Consider the following 11,863-nt stretch of genomic DNA (forward strand, 5'->3'; position numbering starts at 1 on the left):
GCGCAAGGCCGCGCGGCAGCCGGCCGAGCAGACCGGTGCGCGCGGGCGCCGGCGGCGGTCCCACCGAGAACGAGGGAAGCGCGCGCAGCAACGGATCCTCGACCGGCGGGGTCGGCACCGGGACCGGCGCCGGCCAGACTCCGACCCGGGTCGGCTCGGACTCCGGCTGCCGCGCGGCCAGCGCGGCGCCGATGGCGATGACGGCCTCGGGGTCGGCGCCGACCGAGACGGGTCGGCCGAGTTGCTCGGAGACCACCTGCGTGATCAGCGGGATCCGGGCGGAGCCGCCGGCCAGGACCACGGCCGCCAGCCCGTGCGCGGCCACCTCGGCCGAGCGCAGCGCGCGGTGCAGCGCGGCGACGGTCTCGTCGACGGCCGGGCGGATCAGCTCCTCGAACTCCGCGCGGCCGAGCCGAACCTGGGTGTCGATGCCCGGCAGCGCCACCCTGATCGACACGTCGGTGTCGGCCGACAGCGCCTCCTTGGCGGCCGTGCACTCCCGGCGCAGCCGCGTCGCCGCGGCCAGCACCGCGGGGTCGGCCGGATCCAATTCGTCCCAAGTGGACCCCAGGCTCACCCGGACGTGCTCGAAGACCACCTCGTCGAAGTCCAGCCCGCCGAGCTCGAGCTCCTCCGGCCGACCGGCCACAGTGAACCGATCGGCGCCGACCTTGCGCAGCACCGCGGCCGCGAAGCCGGCGCCGCCGAGGTCGTATACCGCCACCGCGCCGCCGGGTTGGACCCGCCGGCGGGCGTCCTCGGCCAGCGCGGCAGCCTCCGGTTCGGACACGAACAGCGCGCTTGGCAAGCCATGCGCGGACAACGCGGTGCGCAGCGAGGCCAGCCGGTGCGTTCCCCAGCTTGCCGGATGCGTCACCGCGACCCTGGCGGCCGGGCCGTGCTCGCGCGCGGCAACGGTCTCCACCACGCCCGAGATCAGCCGGGCGGCAAGGAATTCCGCCGGCACGGGCGTGCCGCCCACCAGAATCGGTGTGCCATCACCGATGCGACGCTTGAACCGCCGCGCGATCCGGCCGGGCTCGGCCGGCGCCCGGCGCTCGGCGTCCTCGCCGACCGACCAAGAGCCGTCCGGGTTGGCGAACACCACGGACGGCAGGAATGCGGAACCCGGTGCCAGCGGCACGATCTTCGGCCGGCTGGACCGGCCCGGTAAGCATGATGCGGCGGCGACCTGGGTCGCGCCAAGATCGACTCCCACCCCGTAAGACATCCTGCTGCCCCTCTCATGGCTCACCCGACAGATCCCACACGTAAATTTCGGCCGATCGGTTCACCCGGATTGGAAAGTCTGGGGGAAACCCCTTGGTGACCTGGTCAGCGGCCCGCGGAACCCCGGGGTCCGAGCCGGACGGAACAGGTTGTCGCCCCGATGGCAGGGCCGCCGGCGAGACCTAGCTTTGATGTCAGCCGGGCCGAGGGGGTCTGGCCTACCAACAAGGGAGAGCAATCATGAGCCAGCCGCTGAACCTCGGGAACCTGTTCAAGGACATCACCGAGTCGCTCGACTTCGACGCCAATGTGGAGCAGAACGTGGCCGAGCAACTGCAGGCCGCGCTCGTCGACGAGCAGGCCGCGGCCAACGAGTCCAACCAGGCCGCCGCCCAGGAGATCGCGCAGGAGCAGAACACCGCGACCGAGACCAACACGGTCGGTGGCGACGGCGGGCAGGCGCGCGGCGGCGACAGCGGAAGCGCGAACGGCGGGAGCAGCGCCGCGCAGGGTGGCGACGGCGGCGACATCGTCAACGAGGGCGACGGGGTCATCGTCAACTTCGGGAGCACCGGTGGGGGTTCCGCGTTCTCCTCCGGGGGTAACGGTGGCACCACCGGGCGTGGCGGCGACGCCAGCGCCGACGGTGGCGCCGCCGAGTCCGATGTGGACGTCAACGCCGAGCAGCGCAACGACGCCGAGCTGGAGCAGGACGCCGACAACTCGAACACCAACCTGTCCGAGCAGGAGGCCGACCTGTCCGCGGAGACCCAGCTGACGACCGACATCGTGCCGGACATCGAGCTCGAGGTCGAGGACGTCGTCAACGACGCCATCGAGGACCTGTCGATCTGACCTACCGTGCGGGCCGCCCTTGGCATCAGGGGGCGGCCCGCGCGATCTGAGAGGAGTCATCATGCAGGCCGTCTCCGCGATCATCAGCTTCCTGATGAGCCTCATGAGCGACGAGGAGACCAAGGCGGCGTTCGAGCAGGACCCGGAGAACACGTTGGCACGCAACGGCTTGGCCGGGATCACCGGGCAGGACGTCCGGGACGCTCGCCTGATCATGGCCGACGACGGGGTATGTGCCAAGCGTGGTGACGAGTCGGGCCCGGGCGGCGCCGATCCGGTTCGGGAGATCCACCACACCACGAAGCACTACGCGGTCACCCAGCACCCCTCGGTGACCAACGTGGACCAGACGTTCAACCTCCTGGCGATCGACGACCGGGACACGCTGATCAATGACTCGTTCAACAAGGACGTCGAGAACAACGTCGTGGCCATTCAGGACAACGACACGACCGACGTCGACGTGCTCGACGTGGAGGTGATCGACCCGGTCGACGAGCCGCCGGCCGGCGTCGAGCCCCGCGAGGAGCCGACGGCGGCCGAGGAACCGGAGCCAACCGGGGACCCGGTCGCCGACGAACCCGAACCGGAGCCGACCGAGGAGCCCGTGGTCGCCGAGGAGCCGGAGGAGCCCGTCGAGGACGAGCCCGACCTCGACGCCGCGATCGTCTAAGGGGGACAGTCATGACAACACCGGTGCAGGCCGTGGAGCTCGCGCTCTCGGCTGTCGAGCGGTATCACCGACCCGACCTGGAGTCCAGGCTGCGCCAGGCGAAAGCCCGGCTGCTCGACGACCAGGTCCGGGTGCTGGTGGTAGGGGAGTTCAAGCAGGGCAAGAGCATGCTGGTCAACGCCCTCGTGGGCGCCCCGGTCTGCCCGGTGTTCGACGACATCTCGACGTCGGTGCCCACGGTGGTGCGGTACGCCGACGAGCCGGCGGCCACCGCGGTCCGGTCGGTGGATCCCACCCGGCAGCGCACCGAGCGCGTCCCGATCCCGGTCGAGCGCCTCGCCGACTACGCGTCCGAGACGGGCAACCCGGGGAACCGGGAGCGGTTGAGCCACGTCGAGGTCGGAATCCCGCGGAGCCTGCTCGCGGGCGGGCTCGAGCTCATCGACACCCCCGGCGTCGGCGGGCTCAGCTCGGTGCACGGCGCGGCCACGATGTCCGCGCTGCCGTCGGCCGACGCGGTGCTGCTGGTGTCGGACGCCTCGCAGGAGTACACCGCACCCGAGCTGGACTTCCTCCGGCAGGCGATCGCGGTGTGCCCCAACGTGGCCTGCGTGCTGACCAAGACCGACCTGTACCCGGAGTGGCGCACCATCGCCGAGCGCGACCGGAAGCACCTTGCCGCGGCGGGGATCGACGCGCCGATGTTCACCGTGTCCACCACGATGCGGTGGCACGCCTTGGAAAGCGGCGACGGCGAGCTGAACACCGAGTCCGGGTACCCGGCGCTGGTCCAGTACCTGCGCAAGGACGTGCTCGGCCGGGCCGGTGAGCTGGCCCGCCGGTCGACGGCGCACGATGTGCTCGCCGTCACCGAGGCGATCGCCGGCCCGCTGCGGGCCGAGCAGTCCGCCCAGCAGAACCCGGAGAAGGTCCAGGAGCTCATCGGCCGGCTGACCGAGGCCGAGCGGCGGGCGACGCAGCTGAAGGAGCGATCCGCGCGCTGGCAGCAGACGCTCAGCGACGGTGTCGCCGACCTCAACGCCGACATCGACTACGACCTGCGCGACCGGCTGCGGGAGATCATCCGGGAGGCCGAGGCGGCCCTGGACGCCGGCGGCGATCCCACCAAGACCTGGCCGCAGTTCTCCGCCTGGGTCCAGCAGGCGGCGGCGTCGACGGCCTCGGCCAACTTCCTCTGGGCGACGCAGCGGGCACGCCGGCTGGCCCAGCGCGTGGCCGAGCACTTCGACGAGGAGCGGTCGCAGGTGCTGCCGGCGCTGCGCACCGAGCCGTCCGACCCGCTGCGCTCGGTGCGGTCGCTGACCGTGCGCGAGGGCGAGAAGTTCACGATCGGCCGCCGCATGCTGACCGGCCTCAAGGGCGGGTACATGGGGATGCTGATGTTCGGCATGCTCGGCACCCTGGTCGGGTTCACGCTGCTCAACCCGATCTCCATCGGCGCCGGCCTGCTGCTGGGCGGCAAGAGCATCGGCGAGGAGCGCAAGCGGATCATCACGCGCAAGCAGACCGAGGCGAAGGCGGCGCTGCGCCGCTACATCGACGACGTCACCTTCCACGTGGCCAAGGACTCCCGGGACATGCTCCGCGGGGTGCAGCGCGATCTGCGCGACCACTTCACCGCGCTGGCCGAGCAGATGAAGCGCTCGCTGCAGGAGTCCTTGCAGGCGGCCGAGAAGTCGGTGAAGGCGTCGAAGAGTGAACGGGACGCGCGGCTGGCCGAGATCGCGGCCGAGCTGCGGCGGCTGGAGGCGGTGGGGCAGCAGGCGAGGGGTCTGCTGTCCCCCGGCAACCCGGGGGCGGCGGCATGAGCTCGCTGACCGAGGCGGCCCGGCAGGTGTTGCGCATGGCGGTGTACACCTACCGCGACCAACCGTCCACTGTGGAGCTGCTGCGCCGCCAGCTCGAGCGGCTGGACGAGCCGCTGCGGGTGGCGATCGCCGGCAAGGTCAAGGCAGGAAAGTCCACCTTGCTCAATGCGCTGGTCGGGGAGGCGGTCGCGCCCACCGACGCCGGGGAGTGCACCCGGGTGGTCACCTGGTACCGGGACGGGCGCAGCCCGAAGGTGGTGCTGCATCCCAGGGACGGCGCCCCGACCGCGCTGCCCGTCGTGCGGCGCGACGGCGCGCTGGAGATCGACCTGGGCGGCACGCCGGCCGAGCGGGTGGACCGGCTGGTGGTCGACTGGCCGGCGCAGAGCCTGCGCACCACCACGTTGATCGACACGCCGGGCATCGCGTCGCTGTCCACCGACGTCGCCCGGCGCACCGTGCGGTTCCTCGACCCGGACGACGACACCCCGACCGAGGCCGACGCCGTAGTCTACCTGATGCGCCACCTGCACGCGGCCGACGCCGAGTTCCTCGAGGCGTTCCGGGACCAGGGCGTGGCCCGCGCGACCGCGGTGAACACGGTCGCGGTGATCTCACGGGCCGACGAGATCGGCGGCGGCCGGGTGGACGCGATGCTCTCGGCGCGGGCGATCGCCAACCGCTACCGGTCCGAGCCCGCGCTGCGCGGCCTGTGCCAGAACGTCGTCGCCGTGGCCGGCCTGCTCGCCTTCACCGGCCGGACCCTGCGGCAGGCCGAGTTCGCCGCGCTGCGAGACCTGGCCGCCGCGCCACGCGGGGAGCTCGAGGCCGCGCTGCTGTCCGCGGATCGGTTCCAGAACGCGCAGGCCCTGCTGCCCGCGCTGAGCGCCGACGGGCGCCGGCAGCTGCTGACCCGGTTCGGGATCTTCGGAATCCGGTTGGCCACCACGCTCATCCGCCAGGGCGTCAAGGATCCGGCCGCGCTGGCCGACGAGCTGGTCGCCCGCAGCGGGCTCGACGAGCTGCGGCGCGTGCTGCACATCCAGTTCGGCGAGCGCCGCGACGTGCTCAAGGCCCGGTCCGCGCTGCTGGCCCTCGAGCGGCTGCTGCGCGCAGACAGCGACGACGGGCGCGGGCTTGCCGGGCACGTCGAGCGGATCCTGGCCGGCGCGCACGAGTTCACCGAGCTGCGGCTGCTGTGCGACCTGCGCTCCGGGGCGGTCACGCTGCCCCGTTCACTGTCCACAGAGGCCGAACGGCTGCTCGGCGACGCCGGCAACGCCCCGGCCGTGCGCCTCGGCCTGCCCGCCGACGCCCACCCCGAGCAACTGCGCGCGGCCGCCTACGCGGCGCTGCAACGCTGGCAGGCCCACGCCGAGAGCCCGTTGTTGGGCCGCCGCGCCGCCGACGCCTGCCGGGTGATCGTCCGCACCTGCGAGGGAATCCTCACCCGCTAACGCTCGGATCCCTTGCCCAGCGCGGGTTTCACGTCGACGATCGGGGTTCCGTCGATGGCCTCGAGGTTGCCGACGCGGACCCGCAGGCCGTCGACCTCGAGGATCGGCACGCGGTGCAGGCCGACCGGGTTGGGCCGGTCCGGGGAGCGGGTGCTGAACACGCCGGCCTCCGGGCGGGAGAAGTCGTCGCGCGGATGCGTGGTCAGGACGTCCCGCCGGGCGAGGTGGAACCAGGTCAGCACGAGAATGTCGGTGCCGACCTCCAGGTCGCGCATGGCCGGGCGCAGCTCCGGCTCGAACACCAGCCACGCCTCGGGCGCGCCCTCGTTGCCCTGTGCCGGGGCCGAGGCCCGGTCTTTCAGCGGGGACTCCACCCGGCCGACCGGGCGCACCACATACGGATCATCAGGCACCGGCCGAGCGTACTGTCGTGCGTCTTTTGTGGTGCTATAGCCCCACAAAAGACTCACGACAGCTGGCGGGCGCGCGCCTCGAGGTAGCGCTGCTCCGGCACGCTGAGGGTGCGCCGGGCGGCCAACTCGTACTGGTCGCGCGCGGCCTGCCGGTCGCCGGCCAGGTCGAGCAGGTGGGCCCGGACGGCGTGCAGCCGGTGGTGGCCGGCGAGGGCGGGCTCGGCCTCCGCCTCGGCCAGCGCCGCCAGGCCGGCCTCCGGGCCGCGGACCATGGCCAGGGCCACGATCCGGTTGAGCGTGACCATCGGGCCGGGGGCGATGCTGGCCAGCAGGTCGTACAGCGTGAGGATCTCCTGCCAGTCGGTGTCCTCGGCGCGGGCGGCCTCGTCGTGCACCGCGGCGATCGCGGCCTGCAGCTGGTAGGGGCCGACCGGCGCGGTGCGCAGGGTCTCGGTGATCAGCGCGACGCCCTCGGCGATGGCCTCGGCGTCCCACCGGGTGCGGTCCTGCTCGGCCAGCGGGATCAGGGCGCCGTCCCGGCCGGTGCGCGCCGGGCGGCGGGCGTCGGTCAGCAGCATCAGCGCGAGCAGCCCGGCCACCTCGCCGTCGTCGGGAAGCTGCTCGCGCAGCTGCCGGGTCAGGCGGATCGCCTCGCTGGTCAGCTCGACCCGGTGCAGCGCAGCGCCGGAGCTGGCCGTGTAGCCCTCGTTGAAGATCAGGTACAGCACGTGCAGCACCGCGGCCATCCGCTCGGCGCGCTCGGCGGCCGGCGGCATGCGGAACTCCGCGCCGCTGGCCTTGATCCGCTGCTTGGCCCGGCTGATCCGCTGCGCCACGGTGGCCTCCGGCACCAGGAACGCGCGGGCGATCTCCGCGGTGGTCAGCCCGCCGACCGCGCGCAGCGTCAGCGCCACCTGGGAGACCGGGGTGAGCGACGGGTGGCAGCACAGCAGCAGCAACGTGAGCGTGTCGTCGACCCCCGGCGCCGGCTCGGGGTCGGCCGGCTCCAGCTGGGCCGCGGCCTCCTCCCGGCGCATGCGGGCCGAGTCGCGCTTCCACAGCTCGATCCGCCGGCGGGACGCGACCGTGATCAGCCACGCCTTCGGGTTGGCCGGCACGCCCTCGGCCGGCCACTGCGTCGCGGCCGCGAGCAGCGCCTCCTGCACGGCGTCCTCGCACGTGTCGAACCCGCCGTACCGCCGAACCAGCGCGCCGAGCACCTGCGGCGCCAGGTCCCGCAGCAGGCCCTCGACCCGCGTGCTCACGAGCCCAGCACCGGCCGCACCCCCACCGCGCCCAAGGCCGCGTCGGGGGTGCGGGCGGCGTACTCGACGGCCCGCTCGAGGCTCACGCAGTCGATCAGGTAAAAGCCCGCCAGGTGCTCCTTCACCTCGGCAACGGCCCGGGTGAGCGCGGGTTGCGGTAGATCAGGATGAGGTACTTCACCCGCGCACCCTACGCGGACGCGCCGGCGACGACAGTGGCGTTGTGCTCGTCGGAGGTGGTCACGCTGGGGGTGAGCCCGGCGCGGGCGACGGCGTCGCGCAGGTGCGGTGCCTGGCGGGTGCTGGTCTCGACCAGCAGGTGGCCGCCGGGGGCCAGCCAGGGTGGGGCCCCGGCGACGACCCGGCGCAGGATGTCCAGCCCGTCGGCGCCGCCGTCCAGCGCGACCAGCGGCTCGTGCAGCCGGGCCTCTGGGGGCATCAGCCCGACCTCCGCGCTCGGGACGTAGGGCGCGTTGGCGACCAGGACGTCGACCCGGCCGCGCAGCGTGTCCGGCAGCGGTTGGTAGAGGTCACCCTCGTAGACGTGGCCACCGGCGAGGTTGCGCCTGGCACAGCGCACCGCGGCCGGGTCGATGTCCACGGCGTGCACCTCGAGCCGGTCGACGGCGGCGGCCAGCGCCGCGCCCAGCGCGCCCGAGCCGCAGCACAGGTCGACGACGACGGCCCCGGGGCGGGCCAGCGCGGCGGCTTGGTGGACGAGGAACTCGGTGCGGCGGCGGGGCACGAAAACCCCGGGCTCGACGGCGATCCGCAGCCCGCGGAACTCCGCCCAGCCGAGGATCTGCTCCAGCGGCGCCCCGGCGACCCGGCGGTCGACCAGGTCCTCGAGGTCGGTCGGCGACCGGGCCGCGGAGATCAACAGATCCGCCTCCTCCTCGGCGAACACGCACCCGGCGGCGCGCAGCCGGGCGATGACCGGTTCGCTCGCACTACGCACCCGCGGCCGCCGGGACCGGCGCGACGAAGATGCAGAACGGATGCCCGGCCGGGTCGGCGTAGACCCGCAGCGGCTCCTGCGGATCGGCGGAGCGATCGAACAGCAGCCGGGCGCCGAGGCCCAGTGCCCGGTCGTGCTGGGCGTCGAGCTCGGCCACCGACGGCACCGTCAGGTCCAGGTGCAGCTGCTGGGGGTGCGGACCCTCGGGCCACGTCGCCTCCGGCAGCCGCGGCACCTGCTGGAAGGCCACCCGCGCGTGCCCGTCGGCGTCCTGGAGCACCAACCAGTCCCGCCCGCGTTCGTCGTCCTCGCCCGCGGCCGGCGGCTCGTCCCCCGGCCGGTACCGGAAACCGAGTAGCTGCCGGTAGAACTCCGCCAGCCGCCGCGCGTCGGTGGTGTCCAGCACCACCTGCCGAAGTACCGGAAATCGTTGCTGTTCCATGAAGACCATTGTGGACGCTAGCGCGTGGGCTCGTTACCGGGGCGGACCCGGTTGGTCTCGTAGGCCCACATGGCGACCTCGACGCGGTTCCGGGCGCCGAGCTTGGTCATGAGGCTGGCGATGTGGGTCTTGACGGTGCTGAGGGTGATGTAGAGGGTGTCGGCGATCTCGGTGTTGGTCCGCCCGGCCGCCACGGCGGCGAGGATCTGCTCCTCGCGGTCGGTGAGCGGCTCGACGGGTTGCCGCGGTGGCGCGGCGGGCCCGGTGCCGGCGAACGCCTCCAGCAGCCGGGCGGTGATGCTCGGGGCGATGAGCGCGTCGCCCTTGGCGGCGGCGTGGACGGCCTGGGCGAGCAGGTCGGGCCCGGCGTCCTTGAGCAGGAAGCCCCGGGCACCGGCGCGCAGCGCGGAGTAGACGTACTCGTCGAGGTCGAAGGTGGTGATGACGACGACCGCGATCGGGTCCTCGACCGCCGGCCCGGCAAGGGCCCTCGTGGCCTCGATGCCGTCGAGCCCCGGCATCCGGATGTCGAACAGGCACACGTCGGGGCGCAGCCGCCGGGCGAGCTCGACGGCCCGGCGCCCGTCGGCGGCCTCGCCGATGACGTCGATGTCCGGCCTGGAGTTGAGGATCATCGTGAGACCGGTGCGGACGATCTCCTGGTCATCGGCCACGATCACGCGGATGCTCATGGCGTCGAACCGGTTCGCGGCATGCTGCGCATCCCGACCATCGTACGGTCTCCCGATGACGGCCACGGGTGTCGAGAACATGGCGCTGGCTTGCTACCTCCGCGGACCCGAGGGCGTCATCGTTGCCCTGGCCGAGAAGCTCAACCGAGGAACGGCAATGTGACCTGGTCCGGGGTCTTGTCGTTGCGCAGGCCGCGCCAGGCGGCGTGGCGCAGGCGGCGGTCGTGGGTGAGCTGGCGGTACTCCACCTCGCCGACGATGCGGGGCTCGACCCAGTGGGCGAAGCGGGCGTCCTCGCGGGGGACCGGGGTGTCGAACGGGCTGTCGTTGCGGTGCAGGGGCGCAAGACGGGAGTGCAGGTCGCGGAGCATGGCGTCGGTGAAGCCGGTGCCGACCTTGCCGACGAACACCAGCCTGCCCCGCCGGTCGTGGATGCCGAGCAGCAGCGAGCCGAGCGTGCCGGTGCGGCGGCCCTCGCCGGCGTGCCACCCGCCGATGACGACCTCCTGGGTGTTGAGCAGCGCCGTCTTGATCCACGCGCGGGACCGGCGGCCCGGCTCGTACCGGGAGGCCAGCCGCTTGGCCACGACCCCCTCCAGGTGGTGCGCGCGGGCCACCTCGAGCAGCTGCGGGCCGTCGACGTCGACGTGGTAGTCCGGCACCCGCACCCGCGGCGAGCGGCCGTCGAGGTCCAGCTCGTCGAGCAGCTCGCGCCGGCGCCGGTAGGGCTGCTCGAGCAGCGACGTCCCGTCCAGGTGCAGCAGGTCGAACAGCACGTAGGTGATCGGCACCTGGCCGAGCAGCGTCGCGGTTGGCGCGTGGATGTGCATGCGCAACTGGAGCAGGTCGAACCGGGCGCGCCCGGTGTCGTCGAGGGCGACGATCTCGCCGTCGACCACGACCCGGCGCCGTCCGGTCAGCTCGGCCAGCGCCCTCAGCTCGGGGTAGGACCGGGTCACGTCGTTGTTGTTGCGGGAGATCGCCCGGACCGCGCCGCCGCCGACCGCGGTCACCGCGCGCACACCGTCCCATTTGAACTCGAACCCGAAGTCCCGTGCGCCGGGACCGCTCGGCGCCGAGCCCGCGGTCGCCATCATCGGCAGCACGGGTTCGGGCAGGTCAGCCGGGCTCACCGTCTCATTGAGACAGTTGAGGCCCTGGCTGTCAAGACGGGTGGAATTGCCGATAGCGGCGGCCGGGCGGCTGTGCCAGGGTGGATGGGGCCCGTTACCGAGGGGAGTTGACGTGAGCCGGCGAAGCGTGCTCGTCATCGGATGCCTTCTCACCCTGCTGCTGCCCGGAGCGGCCGTCGCGGAACCGCCCCGCGCACGTGAGGTCGTGCTCACCGACCGCGGCCCGGTCCGCGGCGTCGTGGCCGGCGATTACCGTCTGTTCCAAGGGATTCCGTTCGCCGCGCCGCCGGTGGGGGAGCTGCGCTGGCGGCCGCCGCAGCCGCCGGCGCCCTGGCGGGATCCGCTGGACGCCACCGCGCCGCGCGGCGCGTGCGCGCAGCCGGGCAGCTTCGGACGACCGGAGACGTTCAACGAAGACTGCCTGTACCTCAACGTGACCACGCCGCGCCGGGCGGGGCACCGGCTGCCGGTCATGGTCTGGATCCACGGTGGCAGCTACACGACCGGCAGCGGCGCGATCTACGACGCGCGCAAGCTCGCCGTCGAGGGCGGCGTGGTGGTGGTGACGATCAACTACCGGTTGGGGCCGTTGGGTTTCCTGGCACTGCCGGCGCTGACCGGTGAGCAGCCCGGCATCCAGTCCGGCAACTACGGCATCGAGGACCAGCAGGCCGCGCTGCGCTGGGTGCGGCGCAACGCCGCGGCTTTCGGCGGCGACCCCGGCAACGTCACGATCTTCGGCGAGTCGGCCGGGTCCGGCAGCGTGTGCGCGCACCTGGTGTCGCCGACGGCCGCCGGGCTGTTCCACCGCGCCATCGGGCAGAGCTACAGTTGCGCATGGCCGGTGGCCACCGGCGCGGCCGCGGAGAGCGCCGGCACCGCGTTCGCCGGCCGGGTCGGCTGCGCGGACGTGGCC

At 73.1% G+C, this 11,863-nt stretch carries 13 protein-coding genes; 5 read left to right on the forward strand and 8 right to left on the reverse strand.

Annotated features, from left to right (window positions below):
• A partial coding sequence (locus tag VGX25_RS30605; protein WP_326921422.1) for an Hsp70 family protein occupies nt 1–1,231 on the reverse strand: 1,231 nt, incomplete at its 3' end.
• Nucleotides 1,232–1,470: 239 nt separating this feature from the next.
• Here VGX25_RS30605 and VGX25_RS30610 point away from each other — a divergent pair.
• The 4 genes from VGX25_RS30610 (at nt 1,471) to VGX25_RS30625 (ending at nt 6,044) form a co-directional block, all read left to right on the forward strand.
• Nucleotides 1,471–2,085, forward strand: a complete 615-nt coding sequence (locus VGX25_RS30610) for a hypothetical protein (protein WP_326921423.1) — start codon at nt 1,471–1,473, stop codon at nt 2,083–2,085.
• Nucleotides 2,086–2,146: 61 nt separating this feature from the next.
• Nucleotides 2,147–2,758: an IniB N-terminal domain-containing protein gene (locus tag VGX25_RS30615; RefSeq protein WP_326921424.1), complete on the forward strand. Its 612-nt coding sequence runs from the start codon at nt 2,147–2,149 to the stop codon at nt 2,756–2,758.
• Between the two features lie 11 nt (nt 2,759–2,769).
• Nucleotides 2,770–4,587, forward strand: coding sequence for a dynamin family protein (locus VGX25_RS30620; RefSeq protein ID WP_326921425.1), 1,818 nt, complete (start codon nt 2,770–2,772; stop codon nt 4,585–4,587).
• Complete coding sequence (locus VGX25_RS30625) at nt 4,584–6,044, forward strand: dynamin family protein (protein WP_326921426.1); 1,461 nt, start codon at nt 4,584–4,586, stop codon at nt 6,042–6,044. The genes VGX25_RS30620 and VGX25_RS30625 overlap by 4 nt, the downstream gene beginning before the upstream one ends.
• Here VGX25_RS30625 and tsaA read toward each other — a convergent pair.
• The 7 genes from tsaA to ligD all read right to left on the reverse strand — a co-directional run bounded on the left by tsaA (nt 6,041) and on the right by ligD (nt 10,947).
• Nucleotides 6,041–6,457 (reverse strand): tRNA (N6-threonylcarbamoyladenosine(37)-N6)-methyltransferase TrmO, encoded by a 417-nt coding sequence (tsaA, locus tag VGX25_RS30630; protein WP_326921427.1) that lies wholly within the window; start codon nt 6,455–6,457, stop codon nt 6,041–6,043. The two genes, VGX25_RS30625 and tsaA, sit on opposite strands and share 4 nt — an antisense overlap.
• A 53-nt stretch (nt 6,458–6,510) precedes the next feature.
• Nucleotides 6,511–7,722: an RNA polymerase sigma factor gene (locus VGX25_RS30635; protein ID WP_326921428.1), complete on the reverse strand. Its 1,212-nt coding sequence runs from the start codon at nt 7,720–7,722 to the stop codon at nt 6,511–6,513.
• Nucleotides 7,719–7,847, reverse strand: a complete 129-nt coding sequence (locus VGX25_RS30640; RefSeq protein ID WP_326921429.1) for a YciI family protein — start codon at nt 7,845–7,847, stop codon at nt 7,719–7,721. Before VGX25_RS30640 ends, VGX25_RS30635 begins: the two co-directional genes overlap by 4 nt.
• A gap of 65 nt (nt 7,848–7,912) precedes the next feature.
• The gene (locus tag VGX25_RS30645) at nt 7,913–8,680 is read right to left on the reverse strand and encodes a putative protein N(5)-glutamine methyltransferase (RefSeq protein ID WP_326921430.1); all 768 of its coding nucleotides are present in this window, start codon (nt 8,678–8,680) and stop codon (nt 7,913–7,915) included.
• Nucleotides 8,673–9,122: a VOC family protein gene (locus tag VGX25_RS30650; protein WP_326921431.1), complete on the reverse strand. Its 450-nt coding sequence runs from the start codon at nt 9,120–9,122 to the stop codon at nt 8,673–8,675. Before VGX25_RS30650 ends, VGX25_RS30645 begins: the two co-directional genes overlap by 8 nt.
• A gap of 17 nt (nt 9,123–9,139) precedes the next feature.
• Nucleotides 9,140–9,814, reverse strand: a complete 675-nt coding sequence (locus VGX25_RS30655; RefSeq protein ID WP_326921432.1) for a response regulator transcription factor — start codon at nt 9,812–9,814, stop codon at nt 9,140–9,142.
• Between the two features lie 140 nt (nt 9,815–9,954).
• Nucleotides 9,955–10,947 (reverse strand): non-homologous end-joining DNA ligase, encoded by a 993-nt coding sequence (gene ligD / locus VGX25_RS30660; protein WP_326921433.1) that lies wholly within the window; start codon nt 10,945–10,947, stop codon nt 9,955–9,957.
• A gap of 112 nt (nt 10,948–11,059) precedes the next feature.
• Between ligD and VGX25_RS30665 the strand changes: the two genes are divergently transcribed.
• The coding region (locus VGX25_RS30665; RefSeq protein ID WP_414636039.1) for a carboxylesterase/lipase family protein at nt 11,060–11,863 on the forward strand (804 nt) is incomplete at its 3' end.

This window comes from Actinophytocola sp., from assembly GCF_035942955.1.
In the GTDB taxonomy this organism is placed as follows: Bacteria; Actinomycetota; Actinomycetes; order Mycobacteriales; family Pseudonocardiaceae; genus DASYTH01.